Raw genomic sequence first — 21926 nt, 5'->3', positions numbered from 1 at the left:
CGCAGTGCGTGCCGGCCGTCAGTCGTCGAAGGCGGAGAAGACGCTGCGCCCGCTGACCTGAGCGATCCGGGCCCGGTCGTACTCCTGTGGATCGGCCCGGCCCAGCGAGTCGAAGACCAGGTTGATCGCCGGGACCAGGCCCCACACCTCGCGGTACGGCGGCCATCCGCGATGTCCCGCCTCGATGTCGGCGTGCCGGGCGAAGATGTAGTTGGCCCAGTCGCGGCTCATCGGGTGCCGGTGGTGGAAGTCGTGCACCACCGTGTCGCCGGTGAGCACCAGGTACCGTGCCGGCAGGTGCACCACCAGCATCCGCAGCGACCAGCGCAGCCACCGGCCGGCGCGGCGCAGCGGCCCACCCGACCGGTCGGCCGGCGCGCGCTCCCCGATCAGGATGGCGTTGGTGAGACTGGCGAAGTAATCCCGACCGCGCCGCTGGGTGACCTCCGGGCCGGGGAAGGTGTGCTTGACGCACAGCCGCAGGGTGTTGCTGATCTGGTAGAAGACCGTCATCGGCAGCACCCAGGCGACCAGCAGGAAGACCCACATGTCGAGCAGGACGGCCGCCGCGACCACGGTGGCGTAGCCCGCCACGGTCGCCACCCGCAGCGTCCGGCTGGCCGGGGCGAAGTAGGACTGGATCCGGCCCAGCAGGAAGTTCAGGTGAAACGCCGGGGACAGCAGCTTGTGCCGGACGAGGTGCCGCCACATCTGCCGTCGGGTCATCCCGGGCCGCAGTTCCAGACCGATCAGGAACGCCTGGACGGTGGGGTCGCGGACGGTCATGTGATGCACCGCGTGGTGGTCGATGACGTGCTCGGTGCTGTAGCGGTCGAAGTCCTGCACCATGAGCGCGGCGGCGACCAGCCGACCGACCACCCGGTCCCGGCGGGGGCGGGCCCACATGTTCCGGTGCGCCGCCTGGTGGTACATCATCATCCGCAGGTTCCGGGCCCCGTGCAGCGTCATCGACCAGCCCAGCAGCAGAAGCAGCAGCCACCAACCGCCGGTCGCCAGCGCGACCCAGCTGACCGCCAGTCCACCGATCATCGAGGCCGTCGCCGCCCAGAGATGGAATCCGGGCGTGAGCCGTACCGGCCGCTGACCGGTGTGTGGCTTGCCGGTGAGGAACGTCAGCGGCATCGCCAGTACCCGGGGCAGGACGTTCATCGAGTCACGGATCGACACCGACTCGTCCGCCGGTGTGTAGGCGAGCGTCGTACCGTGTTGCTGCATCACCATCGTTGCGCTCCCTGACGGATCTCTGCGGAAGGGGCGTCAGGACCGGCCCGCCGCCTCCAGCGCCGCACCCGCGGCCAGCACGTCGTCGATAACCTGGTCGAGCTGCTCACCGGTGGTGTCGGGGTTGAGCAGCATGAGCTTGAGCCACACGTCCTTGCCGCCGCCGGGGCGCGGCAGGAAGACCCGGGCGAGCATGGCGTGCCCGTCCCGCATCAACTGCCGCCGCAGGCTGCTGTTGAACGCGTCGAGATCGCTCCCGTCGCCGGGCAGGTAACGGAACAGCACGGTGCTGAGCACCGGCTCCGCGGCCAGTTCGAGCTTCGCCTCCCGAGCGACCCGCGCCGCGCCGTACCGGGACAGCTCGTGGCAGGCGTCGACCATGGCGCCGATGCCGTCGCGGCCGTACGCCCGCAGGGTGGCGGCAATCTTGAGCGCGTCGCAGCGGCGGGTGGCCTGGATGGAGTGCCCGTAGCGGCCGACGAAGCCCTCGGCCACGTCGTCCGGCGAGTTGAGGCTGGTCTGCTGGACGGCGAGATGGTCCAACATGGCCGCGTCCCGGGTCAGGAACACCCCGGCCGACGCCGGTACCCAGCCGAACTTGTGCAGGTCGAGGGTGACCGAGTCGGCCTCGGCGAGCCCGTCGAACAGCGGCCGCAGCCGCTCGGAGAACAGCGCCCCACCGCCGTACGCGGCGTCGGCGTGCAGCCACACACCATGCTCGCGAGCCACCCGCGCCAGCTCGGGCAGCGGATCCACCCAGCCGAAGTCGGTGGAACCGGCGCAGACGAAGAGCATCACCGGCAGGCAGTCCGACGGCAGCTCGCGCAGGATCCGGTCGGCCTCGGCGGGGATCATCCGGCCCAGCTCGTCGGCGGGTACCCGGATGATGCCGTCCGCGCCGATGCCCGCGATGCTCGCGCCCCGGTCGACGGAGAAGTGCACCGTCTCGGTGCACAGCACCACCGGACGGACGCCACCGACGGCCAACCCGCTGTCGAAGGTGGACCGGCCGAGTCGACGGCGGTACGCCTCGTCGCGGGCGATCAGCATGGCCATCACGTTGGAGATGCTTCCGCCGGCGGTCAGGGTGCCACCCGCGTCGGCGCCGTAGCCGACCAGGGTGGCCAGGTCCTCGATCAGCCGACGCTCCAGCTCCAGCGCGAACGGGCCCGCCTCCCACGCGTGCATCGACTGGTTGAGCGCGCCGGCGACCAGGTCGGCGGCGACGGCGACCGCGGTGGGTGGGCACTGCATCCGGGCCACCGTCGCGGGGTGGCTGACGTCCACCGACCAGTTGGCGTACGCCTCGACGAGCTTGCGCAGCACCTCGGCGGGGTTGCCGCCGGTCGCCGGCAGCAACGGCTCGGCGAGCACGTCGTCCGCGTACGCCCGGACGGCCGTCGGGCCGCCCGGCGCCACCGGGTTGGCCCGTCCCTTGCCCACGTCCTCCAGGACGCCCAACACGTCGTCGATCAACGTCCGGAGCTGTCGCATGCTGTCGTGGTCAGCGGTCGCCACGAAGGTGGGTGCGTCGCCGACGCTCGGCACTGACACGGCTTTCCCCTTTCTGGTTCAGCAGCGGGAAAGGGCATTCGGGTACGGCCCTACACCGAACCGAATCCACCTTCGTGGAGTCGGCCCGGAACCGCCGTCAATTATGTGACCGAAAGTAGTCGCCGAACTGGACTGCCAAACATGGGCGTACCAGGAAGCGAATGTCTCATCGCTGCTCATCGCGCTCCGACAACGACGGTACAACCGACCGGCCCCTTGCGCCAGTGGAGAATCGAGGAACTAGAATCTCCGGCATGTCCGATTTGGAGAGACTAAGTACGACCAGTTGGGAACGGTCCGACCGACTGTTCCTGGAAATGGGCAAACTCGACCGGACGCCGACCGGCTTCCGGCTGTCGGGAACCGCCCTGTACCGAGGCAGGGGCGGACCGACCAGTGCCACCTACCTCGTCGAGACGGACGCCTCGCGGCGGTCCCGGTCCGTCCGGATCGAGGTGGACGAGCCGACCGGGTTACGCACGCTGGCGCTGCACGCCGACGACGAGGGTCGCTGGCACTCCGCCGACGGCCCCCTCGACCTGCCGTTTCCCTGCGAGGACGTGGATCTGGCGGTTACCCCGGCCACGAACGGCCTGACCATCCGACGGCTCGATCTGGCCGTCGGCGCCGAGGCCACCGCCCGGGTGCTGTGGATCCAGGTGCCCTCGTTCGGCGTACGCGCCGTCGAACAGGGATACCAGCGGATCGACCGCGACACCTATCGGTACAAGGGCCGATACGGCAGCTACAAATTGACGGTCGACGCCAATGGAATGGTGCTCGACTATCCCGGCGGCGGGTGGCGCTCAGTGGCGCACAAGGTTAGCCGTCGGGTGCCGTGACAATTGTGCGGTCGGGGGTGGGTGCGGCCCACCCGACCCCGACCCGCAATTGCGGCCTCAGCCGCCGATATCTGCGAACATACGCTCCAGCTCCTCCGCGGGAATGGCCTCCAGCATGCGCTCCTCGATACGCGTCGCGAGCGCTTCCAGAACGGGTACCTCAAAGATGTCCTGAACCGCCAGGTCCACGCCGAACCGCATGCTAACCGCCGCGATCATCGGTACGGCACGCAGCGAGTGGCCACCCAGCTCGAAGAAGTTGTCGTCGAGACCGACCGACGGCACACCGAGGATCTCCTGCCAGATCTCGGCGACGGTCTGCTGGGTGCCGGTCTCCGGCGGTCGGTGCGCCGCGCCGGCCGCCAGCTCCGGCGCGGGCAACGCCCGGAAGTCGACCTTGTTGTTCGGAGTCAGCGGGATGGTGGGAATCGTGACGTAGTGGGCCGGCACCATGACACTGGGCAGCGCGGCCGCCACCCGGGCCCGCACCGCGGCGGGGTCGAAGGTGTGCCCGTCGGCCGGCACGACGTACGCCACGAGCGTGCGCCGCGTGCCGATCACCGGTGCGGTCACCACGGCGGCGGCGACCGACTCGTCGTCGGCCACCGCACTCTGGATCTCGCCGAGTTCGACCCGCAGCCCGTCGATCTTCACCTGGGTGTCCAGCCGGCCGTGGAACTGGATGGTGCCGTCGGGCAGCCAGCGGCACCGGTCGCCGGTGCGGTAGAGCCGGTGACCGTCGCCCGGGCGGAAGGTGTCCGGCAGGAACCGCTCGGCGTTGAGGTCGGGACGGTTGTGGTAGCCGAGCGCCACGCCGGGGCCGCCGAGGTACAGCTCGCCCCACACCCCGACGGGTACCGGCTGGCCCAGCGGGTCGAGGATGTAGGCGGTGGTGTTGTGCATCGGCCGCCCGATCGGGATCGACGGCCAGTCCGGGTCCACGTAGGTGATCCGGTGGCTGACGCTGAAGGCGGTCACCTCGGTCGGCCCGTACCCGTTGACCATCGACACGTGCGGCAGCCGCTCCAGCACCTGACGGATGTGCGGCAGCGACAGCACGTCCCCGCCGGCCATGAACTGGCGCAGGTCGCGCAGATCCTCCAGGTGGGTGTCGATGGTGAGGTTCGCCAGCGGCGCGACCAGCCAGAGGGTGTCCACGCCCTGCTCGCGGACGGTGCGCGCGACCCGGGCCGGGGTCGGCACCCCGGGCGGCAGCAGCACCACCCGTCCGCCGTTGAGCAGCGGCCCGAAGATCTCCAGCGTGCAGGCGTCGAAGGACAGCGGGGAGATCTGCAGGTAGCTGGTCCGCTCGTCGAGTTCGAGGATGTCGGTGTTGATGACCAGACGGACGACCCCCCGGTGGATCGTCTCGACTCCCTTCGGCCGGCCGGTCGAACCCGAGGTGTAGACGATGTAGGTCAGGTCGTCGGCGGTGTTGACGTTCACCGGGTTGTCGGTGGGCTGCGCGGCCAACGACGCCGCGTCGGCGGGGTCGTCGAGCACGAGCACCGCGACGTCGTCGCCGACCGGTGCCAGCTCACGCAGCCGCTGCTGGGTGACCAGGAAGCGGGCCTGCGTGTCGGCCAGCATGAAGGCCAGCCGGTCCGTCGGGTACGCCGGGTCGAGGGGCACGTACGCGCCGCCGGACTTCAGCACCGCCACCACGGCGACCATGAGTTCGAGCGAGCGTTCCAGGCAGAGGGCGACCAGGGTGCCCCGCCCGACGCCACCGGCCCGCAGCCGGTGGGCGAGCCGGTTGGCCTGCTCGTTGAGCTCGCGGTAGGTCAGGTGCCGCCCCTCGATGGTGACCGCCCGGGCGTCCGGCGTACGCAGCACCTGCTCCTCGAACAACTCGTGCACGGTGACGTCCTGCGGGAACGGCGCGTCGGTGCGGTTGAACTCGTCGAGCAACCGGGCCCGCTCGGCATCGTCGAGGATGTTCAGTCGGTGCACCGCGGTGTCCGGGTCGGCGACCGCGGCACGCAGCAGGTTCACGTAGTGGCCGAGCATCCGCTCGGTGGTCGTCGGGTCGAACAGGTCGGCCCGCCAGGTCAGGGTGAGCCGGGTGCCGCCCGGGTCGGGCTGGGCCAGCAGCGCCAGGTCGGGCAGGGTGGCCGCGGCCGGTACGAGGGTCTGCGCCAGCACCGTGAGCTCGCCGAAGCAGTCGGTCGCGGCGGTGGCCCGGCGTGCGGTGAACGCCGCCTGGAACAACGGGCTGCGAGCCGGATCGCGGGGCGGACGCACCTCCTCGACGAGCGTCTCGAACGGCAGCGGCTCGGGGGTGTCGGACGGGGCGCACAGCGCGGCGAACGGGGTGTGCTCGTCGGTCTCGCTGCGCAGCACCCGCCAGGTCGCCACCGGTCCCACCAGGCCGGCGGTGTCCGGCGTCCGGCGCTCGTCGCTGACTCCCAGCGCCAGCACCGGTTGGCCGGACCAGCGGTGCAGCAGGGCCTGGAAGCACGCCCGCAGCACGTCGGCCGAGGCCACGCCGAGCCGGGCGGCCAGGTTCTCCACCTGCTCGTGCAGCACCGGCGGCAGCCGCAGGTCGGCGGTGCCGGCCGCATAGTGAGGTTGCACCGGGCGGATCCGGTCGGTGGGCAGCTCGAGCGGGGCGACGTCGGCGAGGTACTCCCGCCAGGCGGCACCAGCGACCACCCGGGCCGCCTCCGCCGCGGCGCGTTCCCGCTGCGCGAAACCGGCGAACTCGTCCCGGACGGTGGTGTCGGCCGGCGCGGACGGTTCGGCGAGCCGGGCCCGGTAGGCCGCACCGAGACGGGCGACGACAAGAGTGAGGGAGGCCGGGTCCACCACGGCGCGGTGGGCGATCAGCAGCAGCAGGTGTTCGTCGGCCGCCAGGCGCAGCAGCTCGGCGCGGATCAGCGGGCCACGGCCGAGGTCGAACCGGGTCTCGCCGGCCCGCCCGACGGCTCGCCGGACCGCCTCCTCGCGTTCGGTGTCCGACAGCCCGGACAGGTCCGCGCCGGCCAGCGCCGCCGGAACCGGCGCCGCCGCCCGACGGTCGGCCCGGCCCTGGTCGGTGCCGATCGCCAGGCCGAGCACGGCTTCGGCGGCGACCACGTCGCCGAGCGCGGCGGCGAGCGTGGCCGCCCGCAGCGGGCCACGCAGCCGCACCTGCTCCACCAGCACCTCTACCGGCGCGTCCACGTACTGATCGATGAACCAGGACCTCTCCTGCCCGAGCGACAGGCTCGGTCCGGTCTCCCCCTGCTGCATCTGCTCGTCACTCCCGTCTCGACATGCGGTGGTCATACATACGGAATGGAAGATCAACGTGGACACGACGATGCGGCCTGTCCCTGCCTGTCGGGTGCCACCCGCCGGCCGGTCTGTTCACTCCTCGGCGGCGATCACCTCCCGGCGGGTCGGCACCGAGGAGACCGGATAGGAACCGGCGGAGTGCGCGTTGTGGAAGGCCATCGCGATGCCGAGCAGGATCACGCAGCCGAGCAGGACAGGTACGAAGAGGAACAGCCATCCGGGCTGCGCCAGCATCACCAGCACGGTGTCGCCGCCGGCCGGCGGGTGGAACGACCGGGTCAGTCCCATCAGGGCCATGGCCAGGCCGACCGCGGCGGCGATCGTCCACGGGGCGTTGCCCAGCACGCGTACGCCGAGCAGACCGACCAGGGTGCAGATCGTGTGTCCACCGAGGACGTTGCGCGGCTGGGCGAACGGCGCCTGCGGCGCCCCGAAGATCATCATGCAGGTGGAGCCCAGCGGAGCGATCAGCAGGGGCGTACCGACCAGCAGTGCGATGGAGCCCACCGCTCCGATACCCAGGGTGCCTCCGACCCCGGCGAGCACCGCCGTCCGAGGCGGCCACGGGCGTCCGACTCCACGCACCAACGACCGTACGACAAGCACGCGCTTCCCCCAGCCATGCCTTGATGTTGCCGTCGCGTTAAACCGCGCCCGAAAGGGCTCTCGATCCCACGAATCCCGACCCACGGAGCGGACGCCGGTCCGCCCTCCAGCCTTCGATTGGCACCCCGGACAGCTCGACTACCAGGCAAGACATCGGATCCCCGGTCCCCGCACCGACGGATCCAACGACCGGAAGCTTATCGCTTTGGATGCATCCTGTCACTGGATGACATGTGACATGGAAGTGACATTCACCGATGTTGCTGATTTGCGGTTATCCCACGCGAGGGACGAGAAAACATGGCCTAACCGGGCACTGGCGACATCCCGCGAGAGGTTTCCCGGCACCTGATTGAACCCATCCACCACCTCCGCCCGTACCTCTGTGCGAAGGGAGTGGCCCATGAAGCGCCTGACCCCGTTGCTCACCCTCCTGTCGGGGGCGGTGACGGCTGCCGTGCTGTTCACGATGAGTGCACAGGCATCCCCGCCGGGCACCCAACCCGCCGCCGGCGGCGGTGCACCGGCCGCCGCGCCGGCCCCACCCGCCGACGAGGCGGCGGATGCCGACGCCGAGGTGGACCCCGACGCGGCCGCGCCCGACGAGGAACCGAGCGACGCCGACGCCCGCCGACCGGCCGGCACCTCGCCACCGACGGACCCGGACGGCTCGTCGGCCGGCACCGAGGTGACGTCGGTCGAGCAGAACTGGATCGGTGAACTCGAGAACGGGGCCACCATCGCCATCACCGTCACCGACGGCAAGGCCGAGGCGTACGTCTGCGACGGTCGGAGCATGGAGCTGTGGCTGTCCGGTACGGTGCGCGACGGCAGGATCGAGCTGACCGGCAAGGACGCGAAGCTGACCGGTGTCATCCGGGGCGACCGTGCCAGCGGTGAGATGGTCGTCGGCGTACGGCGCTGGAAGTTCACCGCCCGACCCGATGACACGTCGACCGACGAGGCGGTGGTGAAGTCCGGGTCGGGTACCGCGCCGGCGATCTACCGGGTGACCGACGAGACCCGTGAGGCCGGCTTCGACGGCGGCTGGATCATGCTGCCCGACGGCACCCAGATCGGCATCGTCACCTGGAACGGCAAGCCCATCCCGGCTCCGCCGCTGGACCCCGCCTTCAACAGCACGGTGGTCGACGGCGTCACCCTCGTCGCCGAACCGGTCATTCCCGGGGCGCGGTGATGTCCCAGCATCGGCAGGGCGGGGCACGCACCGTGCCCCGCCGGGCGTCCGAGCCCACCATCGAGGTGATGCGCGACTTCGGCGCCCCGCCGCCGAGCGCACCGAGACGGCGGCCCTCGCTGCTGGTGCCGCTCGTCGTCGGGGCCGGGGTGGCGGTGGCACTCGGCGTCTACGGGCGTACCCACACCCCCACCGGCATCGCGGTGAACGTGGCCGGCTTCTCCTCGCCGTTGACGGTGAAGGTGTGGCTCGGCACCGGGGCGGCGTTCTTCGCCGTCATCCAACTGCTGTCCGCGCTGGCGATGTGGGGTCGGCTCGGTGGCTTCTCCCCGTCCTGGGCCGGCGCGGCGCACCGCTGGTCGGGACGGATCGCGTTCCTGCTCACCGTGCCGGTCGCGGTGCACTGCCTCTACGCGCTCGGCTTCGCCGACTACGACACCCGTACGCTGCTGCACTCCCTGCTGGGCTGCTTCTTCTTCGGGGCGTTCGCCACCAAGATGCTGACCCTGCCCAAGCGGGGCCTCGCCGGTTGGGTGCTCCCCACGGTCGGCGGGGTCGTGTTCGTCGCCCTGATCGGGATCTTCCTGACCTCCTCGGTCTGGTACTTCACCACGTTCGGCATCCAGTTCTGATCATCACCGGAAAGGCAAGGCACCGCAGATGAACCACGAGCAGGCTGACTGCTGCCGGTCGCGACGCGCCCTGCTGGCCGGTACCGGCGCGGTGGGTGTGGCCGCGTTGGCCGGTTGCGCGACGTACGGTCAGCCGACGGCGGCGCCACCGGCCGCACCGCCCGCCGGCACCGCCGGCGCCGACCCGTCAGGCACCTCCGGTGCCGACCCCTCCGGCACCGCCACCCCGGGCGACGACGGCGCGGACGCCGGCCCACCGGCACTGGCCACCCTCGCCGACATCCCGGTCGGTGGCGGCGCGATCTTCGCCGACGCCGGCGTGGTGGTGACCCAGCCGACCGACGGAATCATCAAGGCGTACTCGGCGACCTGCACCCATCAGGGCTGCACGGTGACCTCGGTCTCCGACGGCACCATCGTCTGCGCCTGCCACAACAGCGTGTTCGACATCGCTGACGGCTCGGTACGCAGTGGCCCGGCGGGAGCACCGCTGCCCGCCGCGAACGTCACCGTCGACGGTGACGCCATCCGGTTGGCCTGACCCGGCGCCCGGCGATGCGAACGCGGTGACGCGGCCCACCCAGGCCCGGGCCGCGCGGGGCCGTCCGAGGTGGCGTCACGCCCCCGGACGGCCCCTGCTCCACCCACGATCCGCAGGTGGAGCAGGGGACGCCGCCGGGTCAGGACGCGGCGCAGGTCAACCCGGAGGGCGTACCCGATCCGCTGCCGGTCAGCCCGAAGGTGGTGCTGGCGCCGGCGGCGAGTTGCCCGTTGTAGGGCTCGTTGCGCACCGTCACCGTGGTGCCGGAGGTGGTGAGCCGGCCGTTCCACAGTGACGCGATCGTGGTGCCGGCGGGGGCGGTCCAGGTGACCGTCCAACCGGAGATGGCCGCCGTACCGGTGTTCCGGACGGTGACCTCCGCCTGGTAGCCACCCTGCCACGAGCTGGTGACCCGGTACGTCGCGGCACACCCGCCGTCGCCGTTGTCGTTGCCGGCCGGAGTGGTGACGGTCAGCGCCGGCGAGGCCGCCGAGACGTTTCCGGCCGCGTCGCGGGCCCGCACGGTGAAGGTGTAGCTGGTCGAGGCGCTCAGCCCGGTCGCCCGGTAGGTGGTTCCGGAGACCGTGCCGACCACGGTGGCCGCTCCCGATCCGGTGGCCCGCAGCACCTCGTACGAGGTGACACCCACGTCGTCCGTGGCCGCCGCCCAGTTCAGCGTGGCCGCGGTGGCGGTCACGTCGGTGGCGGTCGGTCGTCCGGGGGCGGTCGGCGCGGTGGTGTCACCGGGGCCGGGCCCGCCGGCGTAGCGCTCGGCGAGGCTCATGCCGGTGGTGGAGTCGGTGCCGCCGAGGCGCACCTGGTGGTCGAGGCCGACGAACTTGCCGTTGTGCTGCCACAGCGCCGGCTTGAGCATCTGGTTGTACTTCGTCTCGTCCCAGCTGGCCCAGTCGTCGAGCAGCAGCCCCCCGGTGTCACCGGAGTTGGGGTTGAGACACCAGAACGTGTGGTGGATGCCGTTTTCGATCATCAGGTCGCGCAGCGCGGCCATCCAGCGGTCCTGCCGGGCGTCCTGCCCCAGCCGGCCGCCCCACTCCCCGATCAGCAGCGGCGCGATGTTCTGCTCGTGGATGTAGAACCAGTTGGGCCGCCACACGTCGTTGGTCAGCGAGTCCTTGTCGAAGTCGCCGGCGAACCACGGCTGCTCGTACACCAGCGGTCCGTAGTCGTGCGGCGAGTAGACGAGCTGGTCCTGCTGGGCACCGAGGTTGACCGGGTGCTCGGCGACGCCGCGCAGGTTGCCGCCCCACCAGTTGTAGTGGTAGTTGGGGCTGCGGTCGGGGTTGGTGTTCGGCGAGTTCCAGGTGGCACCGGCGCGCGGGTAGATCTCGATGCCCTCGCAGAGGATCAGCAGGTTCGGGTTGATGGCCAGGATCCGCCGGCCCGCCGTCTCGCACGCGTACTTGAAGTTGTCCTGGTCGGTGCTGGAGTCCCACTTGGCCCGTTGGGGGTCGTTCGGGGTCCCGTGCGGCTCGTTCTTGATGTCCATCGCGACGATGGTGTCGTTCGTCCGGTAGCGGGTGGTGATCCACTCCCAGCCCTGGAAGAACAGCTCCGGGGTGATGCTGCCCTTCCACCACACCGGATAGACGTGGCCGGAGTTGTCCGCCTCGGCGCTGTGCACGTCGAGCATGACCTTCAACCCGTACTTCTCGCACAGGGCGAGCCAGTGGTCGAAGACCTGGAGGTTGTTCAGGCCCTCCAGCTCCGGGTTGACGTACGTGTTGACGTTCGGCCGGATCGTCTGCCCGGCCTTCCACTCCAGCAGCAGTTGCGTGGAGATGGGCACCCGGACGATGTTGATGCCGCGCTGGGCCATCTGGCGGGTGATCGATTCGAGGTTGCCCGACCACAGGCCGTGGAAGACCCGCTCGCTGGCGTTGAAGCCGAACCAGTTCGCCCCGGTGAGCCAGACCTGGTTGCCGGCCTCGTCGACGATCCGGTTGCCGTCGGTGTGCAGCCAGTCGGCGGTCGGCGCGGCGGCGACGGCCGGAGCGCCGACCGTCGGCGCCGCCGTCGCGGCGGGCGCGGCGGCGGCCAGGCCGAGCAGAGCCACGGCCACCGTCGCGGCGGCCTGAAGTTTTGTACGTGCAGACATGCGACTTCCTCTGTGGTGGGTGAGGGAGCGAGCACGTCGAGAAACAGTCCTGCCCAGGGACCGTGGGAGCGCTTCCACACCCACCTTAGGCGCTCACCCCCGCCAACGGAAGGCCCACCCGCCGACCTCGCCGATCTTGCACTTTCCGTCGTCACAAAAGCCGCGACAAGGGGCATCTCGGCGACCGAAAGTGCAAGATCGCGGGGGTCACACCGCGAGAGCCTCCCGGACGGTGTGTTCGGCGGTGGTGCCGCCGTCGCCGGCGGAGGTGACGCGGCCGGATTCGAGGACGTGGTAGCGGTCGGCGACCCGCAGCGCGAAGCCGAGGTGCTGCTCGACCAGGAGCACGCTGAACCCGCTCTGGGCGATGAGCGCGACGATCCGGTCCTGGATCTCGGTCACCACCGACGGCTGGATGCCCTCGGTCGGTTCGTCGAGCATCAGCAGCCGGGGCCGGGTGATGAGTGCCCGGGCGATGGCCAGCTGCTGGCGCTGGCCGCCGGAGAGCAGCCCGGCCCGTCGGCGCAGCAGCGGACGCAGCGCCGGGAACAGGTCCAGCACCTCCGCGGTGGCCGTCGCACCGTCCCGGCGACCGTCGGCGACCAGGCGCAGGTTCTCCGCGGCGGTCAGGTGCGGGAAGCACTGCTGCCCCTGCGGCACGTACGCGATCCCCCGGGCGACCCGCTCGTGCGGCGCCAGCCGGGTGATGTCCTCGCCGTCCAGCTCGACCCGGCCGGCGGTGGGCCGCAGCAGGCCGGCGGCCACCCGCAGCAGGGTGGACTTGCCGGCTCCGTTGTGGCCCAGCACCGTGGCGACCCCGTCGTCGGGCACCGCCACGTCGACGCCGTGCAGCACTCGGCTGCGCCCGTAACCGGCGTGCACGCCGCGCATCGCGAGCATCATGCCTCCGTCCGCGTCGGGGCCGACCCGGCGTCGACCGGGTGACCGAGGTAGACCTCCTGCACGCGTGGGTCGGCCTGCACCTCGGCGACGGTGCCCTCGCTGAGCACCCGACCCGCGTGCAGCACGGTGACGGTACGCGCGAAGCGGCGCAGGAAGTCCATGTCGTGCTCGATCACCACCACCGTGCGGTGCTGGCTCACCTTCTCCAGCAGTTGCCCGGTGGCGTCGCGTTCCTCGTGGCTCATGCCCGCGACCGGCTCGTCGAGCAGCAGCAGCCGGGTGTCCTGCACCAGCAGCATGCCGATCTCCAGCCACTGCTTCTGCCCGTGGGCGAGGGTGCCGGCGAGCTGGTCGGCGCGGCTCGCCAGGCCGATCACGTCGAGGGCCTCGGCCACCTCGTCGGGCACGCCGTGGCGGCGGCGCAGCAACGTCGCCCAGTTGCGCCGGGCGCCGGCGGCGATGTCGAGGTTCTGCAACACGGTCAGCTCCTCGAACACCGTCGAGGTCTGGAAGGTGCGGCCGACGCCGAGCCGGCTGATCCGGTGCACCGGCCGGCCGAGCAGCTCCCGGTCGCCGAAGCGCACCGAGCCGGTGGCCCGGACCAGCCCGGTCACCGCGTCGACCAGAGTGGTCTTGCCCGCGCCGTTGGGCCCGATCAGGAAGCGGATGTCGCCGGGGGCGACGTCGAGGGATACCCCGTCGACGGCGGTGAACCCGTCGAAGCTGACCCGCAGGTCACGCACGTAGAGCCCGTGCAGCTGCCCGGTCATGCCGCCCCCTCCCGCCGCCGTGCTCGGAATCTGGCGAATCGGCTCGGGCGGGGTTCGCCGTCGTCGCGGCGGCGGGCCAGACCGATCAGTGAGGCCAGGCCGCCGGGCAGGAACGCGACCACCACCACGAACAGCAGCCCCTGGAGGTACGTCCAGGTGCCCGGGAAGCGCTCCGACAGGGCGGTACGCGCCCACGCCACCGCGACCGCCCCGAGGACCGGGCCGAGCAGCGTGGCGCGCCCGCCGATGGCGACGCCGATGACGAACTCGATGGACGGCACGATCCCGATCAGGGCCGGGGAGATGATGCCCACCGCCGGCACGAACAGCGCGCCGGCCAGCCCGGCCATGCCGGCCGCGACCACGTACGCGACAAGCTTGACGGTGGCCGGGTCGTAGCCGAGGAAGCGGACCCGCTCCTCCGAGTCGCGCACGGCCACCAGCAGCTCGCCGTAGCGGCTCTGCATCAGGTGCCGGGCCAGGGCCAGCAGCGCCAGCAGGGTCCCGGCGATGATGAAGTAGACCATCCGCTGGTTGACCGGGTCGTCCAGGTCGTAGCCGAAGAAGCCCTGGATGTCGGTGAGCCCGTTGGTGCCGCCGGTGGTGCCCTGCTGGCCGATCAGCAGGATCACCATGGCGGCGGCGAGGGCCTGGCTGAGGATGGCGAAGTAGGCGCCGCGCACCCGGCGGCGGAACACCAGCGACCCGAGTACGAAGGCGACCGCCATCGGCAGCAGCACCGTGGCGGGCAGGGCGAACCACGGGCTGGCGAACGGCCGCCACCACAGCGGCAACTCGTCGAGCTGCCCGTAGAGCATCATGAAGTCGGGCATGTTGCCCGGCCCCGCGTCGGCGAGCTTGAGGTGCATGGCCATCGCGTATCCGCCGAGGCCGAAGAAGACGCCCTGGCCGAGAGTGAGCATGCCACCACGCCCCCAGGCCAGGCCGATGCCGACCGCGACCATGGCCACGCAGAGGTACTTCGCCAGCAGGGAGAGCCGGAAGTCCGACAGCAGCAGCGGCGCGACGGCGAAGAGCAGGGCCGCGCCGAAGGCGAATCCGACGGCGGCCCGGTACCGGTGGCGCGACGGTCCGGCCGCCGGTCTGGTCGGTGGTGTCGGCACCGGGTCGGCGGCGGCGACGGGATCTCGGGCGACGGTGGTCATGCCAGACTCCTGGTGCGCAGGGTGAACAGGCCCTGGGGTCGCCACTGGAGAAACGCGACGATGGCGATGAAGACCATCACCTTGGCGACGCTGAGGGTGGTGAGGTACTCGCCGGTCGCCTGGAGCACACCCAGGGCGAAGGCGACGATGACGGTGCCCTTGAGCTGGCCGATCCCGCCGACCACGACGACCAGGAAGGCGTCGATGATCAGGTTGGTGCCCATGGTGGGACCGATCGGCCCGAGCAGGGTGAGGGCCACGCCGGCGATGCCGGCCAGGCCGGAGCCGATGAAGAAGGTCATCCGGTCGACCCGGGCGGTGGGGATGCCGGACACGGCGGCCAGGTCCCGGTTCTGCACGACGGCCCGGATCCGGCGCCCCAGCGGGGTGACCCGCAGGGCGAGGGTCAACGCGACGACCGCGCCGCCGGCCAGGGCCAGGATGAACAACCGGTTGTTGGCCACCGTGATGCCGCCGGGCAGCGCGATGTTTCCGGTGAGCAGCTCCGGCGCGCGGGTCTGCACGTTGGGGCTGCCGAAGATGTCCCGGGCGAGCTGTTGCAGGATCAGCGACACCCCCCAGGTGACCAGCAGGGTGTCCAGCGGGCGGGCGTAGAGGCGGCGGATCAGCAGCATCTCCAGCAGCACGCCCATCGCGCCGGCCACCACGAAGGCGACCGGCAGGGCGATCAGCAGTGACCAGCCGGCCGCGGTGATGACCTGTTGCAGCACGTAGGTGGTGTAGGCGCCGGCCATGATGAACTCGCCGTGGGCCATGTTGATGACGCCCATCTGGCCGAAGGTCAGGGCCAGGCCGAGGGCGATGAGCAGCAGCACCGCCCCGATGCTGACGCCGGTGAAGAGTTGGCCGATGAGAACTGTCACGGTGCGTACTCCGAACTGCTGGTGGGTGCGGGCCCGGGCGGGTGCACCGCCCGGGCCCGCCGGGTCAGCTCAGGCCGCCGGCCCACGGGTAGCTCTTGAGGTACGGGTCGGGGGTGATCGGTTCGCCGGAGTTCCAGACCTCCGTGATCAACCCGTCCGCACCGACCTTGCCGACGCGCGCCGTCTTGGCGATGTGCTGGGTGGCGCCGTCCACGGTGACCAGTCCCTCGGGCGCCTCGAAGGTGATGCCGTCGGAGGCCTCCCGGACCTTCTCCACGTCGAAGGTGCCGGCCTTCTCGACCATCGCCTTCCACAGGTAGACCGAGACGTACGCGGCCTCCATCGGGTCACTCGTCGGCTTGTCCGCCCCGTACTTGGCCTTGTACGCCGCGACGAACTTCTCGTTCGCCGCCCCGGGCGTGGTCTGGTAGTAGTTCCAGGCGGTTAGCTGGCCCTCCAGGTACTGGGTGCCGATGCTCTTGACCTCCTCCTCGGCGATCGACACCGACACCACCGGCATGCTGCCGGCGGTCAGCCCGGCGGACTTGTACTCCTTGAAGAACGCCACGTTGCTGTCACCGTTGAGCGTGTTGAAGACCGCGTCCGCGCCGGAGGACTTCACCTTGTTCGTGATGGTGCCGAACTCGGTGGAGCCCAGCGGGGCGTAGTCCTCGCCCAGCACCTTCATCCCGTTGGCCTCGGCGTACGCCTTGATGATCTTGTTTGCGGTGCGCGGGAAGACGTAGTCGGAGCCGACCAGGTAGAGCGACGTGGCGCCCTGGGCCTTGAGGTAGTCCAGGCCCGGAACGATCTGCTGGTTCGTCGTGGCTCCGGTGTAGAAGATGTACGGCGACTGCTCCAGACCCTCGTACTGCACCGGGTAGAACAGCAGCGCCTTGTTCTTCTCGAACACCGGCTTGACGGCCTTGCGGCTGGCCGAGGTCCAGCAGCCGAAGACGGCCGCCACGCGGTCCTCGCGGATCAGCTTCTCGGCCTTCTCGGCGAAGGTCGGCCAGTCCGAGGCGCCGTCCTCGCCGACAGGTTCGATCTTCTTGTCGAGTACGCCCCCGGCGGCGTTGATCTCCTCGACCGCCAGCATGATCGCATCGCGGACGGTGACCTCGCTGATGGCCATCGTGCCGGAGAGGGAGTTGAGCAGGCCCACCTTCACGGTGTCCCCGGAGACATCGGCGGCGACTCCCGCCGAGGTGTTCCCGTCGGTGGTCTTGCTGCCGCACGCGGCCAGCGCGGCCGCGGCGACCAGGGTCATGGCACCCGCCAGGATGCGGCGGCCCCGGATCAGTGTCATCAAATCTCCCTGCGTCGCGCGTGTGACGTCAGTCAGTGCCCGGGAACGGTCGTCGGCCCCGAGTCGAAGTGCGGATCTGTCTAACTGCGGTGCGGTCCGTCGGAACATTGGGCGCTGCCCGGCGCGGTGGGTGGACACCGATCCGGTCGCGCTGCGAATATCGGGCAGGGCAAGCTTCAATCCGTTTCATTGCACGGATGTTTCCCAGTCCTCAATAGACTGTTTCCGCTGGCCGAGCCGCCCTCGTCACGGGCACGAAAAATGCCGGTGCCTCGCCGGGAAGAATCGGCGCGATGACACCGGCACACGATTTTCAGCCGCAATCGGCTGCGCTATTCCGTCCCACATCGGACGGTGGTGGAATCCGGCATGACGGCCGGATGCTTCACGTAGGAAGTATCTTTGCCGCCGGCCGGCGGACCTGTCAAGACACGGTCCGGTCACGCCCGGCCGGGGTCAGAGTTCGGTCAGGACGGTGAAGTCCAGGCCGTCGGCCTCGGCCAGGTAGATGCGCTGGCGCACGTGCCGACGGTGCAGCCGCAACTCACCGCGCGGTCCGTCGTACGTCACCACCTCGGCGGAGGCCTCCACCGCCCGTACGTCGAGCGTGCCGGCCTTGGCGATGAGCGCGGCCAGCAACATCACGCCCTCGTAGCAGGACTCACCCAGGCTGCCCAGCGGCGGTGCCTCCAGCCCGAAGCGGCGACCGAAGCTGCCGTGGAAGTCGAGATTCTCCTGGGTCACCAGGCCGGCGAAGAAGCCCGCCGCACTGAACAGCCCTCGGGTGTTGGCGGCACCGCTGGCCAGCAGCATGTTCTCGTCCATCAGGGTGCTCAGGCGCCGGCACCGCTGGTCCAGGCCGGCCCGGGCGAACGCCCGGTTGAACCGCACCGCGTCCGCGCCCACCAACAGCATGAGCACCGCGTCGGCGTCGCTGTGTTCGACGCGCCGCAGCACCTCGGTGTAGTCGTGGGTCTCCAGCGGCAGGAAGTGCTGGCCGACCACCCGCCCGCCGCTGCGTAGCGCGTACCGGTGCGCCGCGCGGGCGGTCCGACGTGGCCAGACGTAGTCGTTGCCGACCACGAACCAACGCCGCACCCCGAGATCCCCCGCGAGCACCCGCATCGCCGGCCACAGCTGCGCGTCCGGCGTCTCGCTGGTCAGGAAGACACCCTCGGTACGCTCGCCCCCCTCGTACAGGGCGGTGTACACGTACGGCACCCGGTGCGCGATGCGCGGCGCCACCGCCTGACGTACCGAGGAGATGTGCCAGCCGGTGACGCCCTGCACCGCGCCCACCGCCACCAGCGCCTCGACCTCGGCGGCCACCTCGGCCGGCGGCGCCCCGCCGTCGACCGGCACCAGCCGCAGCTCCCGGCCGAGCACACCGCCACGCCGGTTGAGTTCCTCGACCGCGAGCTGCGCGCAGAGTTCACAGCTCGGACCGAACATGCCCGCCGGTCCGCGCATCGGGTACACCAGCGCGATGCTGACCACGCCCCGGTCGACGGTCAGCCAGGACGCCCCGGCGGCGATGTTCTCCCCTGCCTGCGGACGCCCGGACCCTGGTGCCGGCGCGGACATGAACACATGGTGGCCGCCGCCCGCTGGTGAAGACCAGCCCTCCCAGCCAGCGGGACATCTCGGTACGATGACAGCGCATCAGCGAGGCGGGAGTGCCATGTCAGACCTTCCCGGTTCCGCAGCCGACCTGCTACCCCTGCTCACCCGCGCCGAGCGGCTGCTCTCGCGCCGGGTCGGCGGGGTGCTCGCCGCCGAGTCGCTCACCATCGAGGCGTGGCGGGTCCTCTGCCTGCTCGCCGACGGTCTCGGGCACCCGATGAGCGAGGTCGCCGCCGAGGCGTCGCTGCCGCCCGGCACGCTGACCAAGCTGGTCGACCAACTCGTCGACCGCAACCTCGTCTTCCGCCGCGTCGATCCGATCGACCGCCGCCGCATCCGCGCCTACCTCACCGTCCGGGGTCGCCGCGAGCACGAGCGCCTCTCCGCACGGATCCGCGACGAACTGGCCGAACTACCTGGTGACGCCGACCTGGCGGCACGCCTCGACGAGCTGATCCGGCACCTCGATCCGAAGCGCCGGCACATCCCGGTCGGCTCCTGAACGCGCCCGTCCGCGGAAACGACGACGGTTCGGGCAGCCACGGCGGCCAGACCACCACACCGACCGGCCACACGAGCGGGCTCAGAAGTGACCGAAGCTGCTCGGCCAGGTGGTGGCGTGCCGGGTCGACGACCGGGACTCCGACGTCCGTGGTGCCGGCGCAGGCCACGGGTCGGGGCGACCGTTGCGCCGTGCGACGGTCCGGAAGTGCTCGTGCTCGTAGAGATAGGACTGCGTGGCGAGGATGGCGCGTAGCCGGGTGCCGTCGGGGTCCTCACGGTCGTACCGCTCGAACTGCTCGGTGAGAAAGAGCACCGGCAGCGCCGACCCCTCGTGCTCCCCCGGTAGGTAGCCCGCGTCGACCACAGCCGCCACCGCCTCGGGCACCAGCTTGGCCGCGTGCGCCAGGACTGCCCTCCGCATCGCCCGGCGGCCAAATTCCTCGTCCGGAGGGGCGCCCGAGGGGCCGAGGTCGCGCAGGGACCGCCGCACGGATGCGGCCACGTCGTCCGGCAGATCCGTGTCCAGGACGTGCAGGACCCGATCGATGATGGTGCCCTTCCTGACCTGCAACTCGTCGAGGACATCCTCGTCCGCGCTCCCCCACTCGCCGGCGAAGCACGCCAGTTGCAGCACCCGCCACTCCGGATCGGCCTCACGGTAGGCCGCGAACTGCCGGGTGAGGAGCAGGAAGAGGGGCAGCCAGGCGGGGTGAGCCGGCCGGTGCCCGGCGGCACGGACCGCTGCGGTCGCCTCGGTGTCGCCGAGCATGGCCTGCTTACAGACCACGGCGACGCCATCTCGGGCAGACAGCTCCCGCAACGCACGGCGACACCGGTCGTGGACCTCGTCCGGCAGCCAGGTGTCGAGACACTTCAGCAGTCGCTGGGCCAGGGCGGCCTGGTCGAACGCCGGCAGCAGATCGAGCCGGTCCTTGACAAGCGGCAGCAAAACCAGGTTGACGTCTCCGGGATCGGCGGGCGGGCGGGGCAGATGGGGGTTGGCGCAGACGATCCGCAGCAACGCGGTCGGCTCGCCCCCGTACCACAGATTGCACAGGGTTTCGTGGCCGGGCGGTGCCGCGCCGACGTAGGTCGAGTCCAGCCGCGCCCGCGATCGGAACTCGATCTCCAGGGCGTCCAGCAGCCCGGGCTGGTCGGTCACCGACATCAGCTTGGCCAGCCGTCGGCGGAGTTCGAGATCGGGAAACGCGAGCGCGGCCTGAACCAGCCGCCGCACGTACGGGTCGCCCTCGTACAGGCCTTGCGGCGGGTCGGCGGCGGTCTGCGGAAGGCAGGCGGTCAACCGCACCCGCGGAAGGTACCCGGATGTGGGGTCGGGTTCGAGCAGGAACTCCAGCGCCGGAGCGACCTGCTCCGGCCGTTCGTGATTGCCGAACCTGAAATACGCGGCGCTCAGCAGAAACCACGCACCACGCCATACCCGGTCGCGATCGGCGCCGCCGGCCGCCCACCACCGGTCGATTCGCGCCCGGGCGCGGGCGTTGCCCGCAAGGGCGTCGGCCAGCACATACTGGCCACGCCTGGGACTGTGGAACGGTCTGCGCCAGCGACGAAGCAGCATCACTCCATTATCGGTGGTCCGCTACTGCTCGTGACCAGGCGGGAAACGCACGGGATCGACCGAGCCCAATGGTTAGGCTCGATCAGCCGCCGTTGACAGGGCGGAACCGCTGGACGGAGTGGCGGGCGCGCGGGGCGGGGTTGGTGGTTCGGGCGATGGTGTCGAACATGGTTCGGCCCAGGGCCGCGTGGGCGCGTACGGCCGGGTGGGTGCCGCCGTAGTTGTCGAGTTCGCCGAGGGAGTCGGCGAAGAACGCGTACGTGAGAGTGGGCGCACCGGCCGCGTCGAACATGATCCCGACCTCGTGCCGCGCCGCCCCCGAGGAGTCGTAGTCCGCGCCGTACTTGGTGGCGACCCGGCTGCGCTCGGTTGAGGACATGTCGCGGCGGATCCCGTCGTGGTAGCCGTTGATCCAGCGCAGGATGCCGAGCAGGAAGTCGCTCGACCGGGCCGAGAGCAGGGTCTTGTTGGCCAGCCGCCACAGCAGGTCATGGGTCTCGCGCGGGGTGGTGACGCCGAGGAAGAACCGGTTCGGGTTGGCCACCGGCTCGACCCGGGTGTGGGTGAAGCCCTTGGCCGCCAGGATCTCGTTGATCTCCAGTGCCGGCACCACCCGGCCGCACATCCGCACCGCGGTGTTGTCGGAGACCAGCAGCATCGCGGTGAGGAAGTTCGCCACGGTGACCTCGTCACCCCAGACCGTCTGCAGGAAGTAGATCCCGCTGCCGCCGAGGATGATGTCGGCGGTGAGGTCGAGGCGCTGGTCGAGCCGCAGCTCACCACGATCGATCTTGTCCATGACGGCCACCGCGACCGCGAGCTTCTGCACGCTGTACCCGTGCGTGACCCGGTCGGCGTCGTCGGCGAGCACGGTCCGCAGGGCGCCGGACTCGTCCACCATCGCGACGTGCGAGCGCCACACCCCGCCCGCCCGGGCCTTCTGCTGCCGGTACGCCCGCCGGATCGCCTGGCGCGGCGAGGTCGTGCCGGGGGCTGGTGTGGTGTCCTCCGGGGCGGCGACGGCACCGGATGGCCTCGCTGCCAGCGCCGCCGCTGCCGCACCGAACCCGATCGCTGCCCGACGACTGACCCGCATGGTCATTGACTCTCCCCAGGGTTTCCACTGACGCCGACGAGCACCGGCACCCGACACACCCTGCCATATGACCACAAAG

18 protein-coding genes are annotated in these 21926 nt (G+C 70.8%); 5 read left to right on the top strand and 13 right to left on the bottom strand.

The window, feature by feature from the left end; all coding sequences use genetic code 11:
- Window positions 1-18: 18 nt before the first annotated feature.
- On the bottom strand, window positions 19-1242 hold the full coding sequence (locus V5O40_RS06900; protein WP_332904687.1) for a stearoyl-CoA 9-desaturase: 1224 nt from the start codon (window positions 1240-1242) through the stop codon (window positions 19-21).
- Window positions 1243-1278: 36 nt separating this feature from the next.
- A complete protein-coding gene (locus V5O40_RS06895) occupies window positions 1279-2796 on the bottom strand; it encodes a pyridoxal phosphate-dependent decarboxylase family protein (protein ID WP_332904686.1) in 1518 nt (505 codons plus the stop codon).
- A 254-nt stretch (window positions 2797-3050) separates the two neighbouring features.
- Here V5O40_RS06895 and V5O40_RS06890 point away from each other — a divergent pair, with 254 nt between their 5' ends.
- Window positions 3051-3638, top strand: coding sequence for a putative glycolipid-binding domain-containing protein (locus tag V5O40_RS06890; RefSeq protein ID WP_332904685.1), 588 nt, complete (start codon window positions 3051-3053; stop codon window positions 3636-3638).
- Between the two features lie 57 nt (window positions 3639-3695).
- Here V5O40_RS06890 and V5O40_RS06885 read toward each other — a convergent pair whose 3' ends face one another.
- Together V5O40_RS06885 and V5O40_RS06880 are read right to left on the bottom strand one after the other, a co-directional pair.
- The gene (locus V5O40_RS06885; RefSeq protein WP_332904684.1) at window positions 3696-6872 is read right to left on the bottom strand and encodes a non-ribosomal peptide synthetase; all 3177 of its coding nucleotides are present in this window, start codon (window positions 6870-6872) and stop codon (window positions 3696-3698) included.
- Window positions 6873-6989: 117 nt separating this feature from the next.
- Complete coding sequence (locus V5O40_RS06880) at window positions 6990-7502, bottom strand: HPP family protein (RefSeq protein ID WP_456299388.1); 513 nt, start codon at window positions 7500-7502, stop codon at window positions 6990-6992.
- A 424-nt stretch (window positions 7503-7926) separates the two neighbouring features.
- Between V5O40_RS06880 and V5O40_RS06875 the strand changes: the two genes are divergently transcribed.
- The 3 genes from V5O40_RS06875 to V5O40_RS06865 all read left to right on the top strand — a co-directional run bounded on the left by V5O40_RS06875 (window position 7927) and on the right by V5O40_RS06865 (window position 9894).
- Entirely contained in the window at window positions 7927-8721 is a 795-nt protein-coding gene (locus tag V5O40_RS06875; RefSeq protein ID WP_332904682.1) for a hypothetical protein, read from the top strand.
- 68 nt (window positions 8722-8789) lie between these two features.
- On the top strand, window positions 8790-9353 hold the full coding sequence (locus V5O40_RS06870) for a DUF6529 family protein (protein WP_332904730.1): 564 nt from the start codon (window positions 8790-8792) through the stop codon (window positions 9351-9353).
- 28 nt (window positions 9354-9381) lie between these two features.
- Complete coding sequence (locus tag V5O40_RS06865; protein WP_332904681.1) at window positions 9382-9894, top strand: Rieske (2Fe-2S) protein; 513 nt, start codon at window positions 9382-9384, stop codon at window positions 9892-9894.
- A 139-nt stretch (window positions 9895-10033) separates the two neighbouring features.
- Here the strand turns inward: V5O40_RS06865 and V5O40_RS06860 are convergent, their stop codons facing one another.
- The 7 genes from V5O40_RS06860 to V5O40_RS06830 all read right to left on the bottom strand — a co-directional run bounded on the left by V5O40_RS06860 (window position 10034) and on the right by V5O40_RS06830 (window position 18626).
- Window positions 10034-12010, bottom strand: coding sequence for a cellulase family glycosylhydrolase (locus V5O40_RS06860; protein ID WP_332904680.1), 1977 nt, complete (start codon window positions 12008-12010; stop codon window positions 10034-10036).
- Between the two features lie 207 nt (window positions 12011-12217).
- Entirely contained in the window at window positions 12218-12901 is a 684-nt protein-coding gene (urtE, locus tag V5O40_RS06855; RefSeq protein ID WP_332904679.1) for an urea ABC transporter ATP-binding subunit UrtE, read from the bottom strand.
- 8 nt (window positions 12902-12909) lie between these two features.
- On the bottom strand, window positions 12910-13683 hold the full coding sequence (urtD, locus tag V5O40_RS06850) for an urea ABC transporter ATP-binding protein UrtD (RefSeq protein ID WP_281581110.1): 774 nt from the start codon (window positions 13681-13683) through the stop codon (window positions 12910-12912).
- Complete coding sequence (urtC, locus tag V5O40_RS06845) at window positions 13680-14849, bottom strand: urea ABC transporter permease subunit UrtC (protein ID WP_332904678.1); 1170 nt, start codon at window positions 14847-14849, stop codon at window positions 13680-13682. Before urtC ends, urtD begins: the two co-directional genes overlap by 4 nt.
- The gene (urtB, locus tag V5O40_RS06840; protein WP_164446921.1) at window positions 14846-15733 is read right to left on the bottom strand and encodes an urea ABC transporter permease subunit UrtB; all 888 of its coding nucleotides are present in this window, start codon (window positions 15731-15733) and stop codon (window positions 14846-14848) included. Before urtB ends, urtC begins: the two co-directional genes overlap by 4 nt.
- Before the next feature lie 64 nt (window positions 15734-15797).
- Window positions 15798-17042: an urea ABC transporter substrate-binding protein gene (gene urtA, locus V5O40_RS06835; RefSeq protein ID WP_332904677.1), complete on the bottom strand. Its 1245-nt coding sequence runs from the start codon at window positions 17040-17042 to the stop codon at window positions 15798-15800.
- Between the two features lie 456 nt (window positions 17043-17498).
- Window positions 17499-18626 carry a substrate-binding domain-containing protein gene (locus V5O40_RS06830; RefSeq protein ID WP_332904676.1) on the bottom strand — a complete coding sequence of 376 codons (1128 nt, stop codon included), beginning with the start codon at window positions 18624-18626 and terminating at the stop codon, window positions 17499-17501.
- A gap of 97 nt (window positions 18627-18723) precedes the next feature.
- Here V5O40_RS06830 and V5O40_RS06825 point away from each other — a divergent pair, with 97 nt between their 5' ends.
- Entirely contained in the window at window positions 18724-19167 is a 444-nt protein-coding gene (locus V5O40_RS06825) for a MarR family winged helix-turn-helix transcriptional regulator (RefSeq protein ID WP_332904675.1), read from the top strand.
- An 81-nt stretch (window positions 19168-19248) separates the two neighbouring features.
- On the opposite strand, the gene V5O40_RS06820 is transcribed toward V5O40_RS06825, so the two are convergent.
- Entirely contained in the window at window positions 19249-20751 is a 1503-nt protein-coding gene (locus V5O40_RS06820) for a hypothetical protein (RefSeq protein ID WP_332904674.1), read from the bottom strand.
- Between the two features lie 82 nt (window positions 20752-20833).
- Window positions 20834-21853 (bottom strand): serine hydrolase, encoded by a 1020-nt coding sequence (locus V5O40_RS06815; RefSeq protein WP_332904673.1) that lies wholly within the window; start codon window positions 21851-21853, stop codon window positions 20834-20836.
- Window positions 21854-21926: the final 73 nt, after the last annotated feature.

Origin of the sequence: Micromonospora palythoicola (assembly GCF_036689795.1) — a bacterium.
Taxonomy (GTDB): Bacteria; Actinomycetota; Actinomycetes; order Mycobacteriales; family Micromonosporaceae; genus Micromonospora; species Micromonospora palythoicola.
Note: the sequence above shows the minus strand (reverse complement) of the source record. Positions and strands in the feature narration are given on the sequence as shown.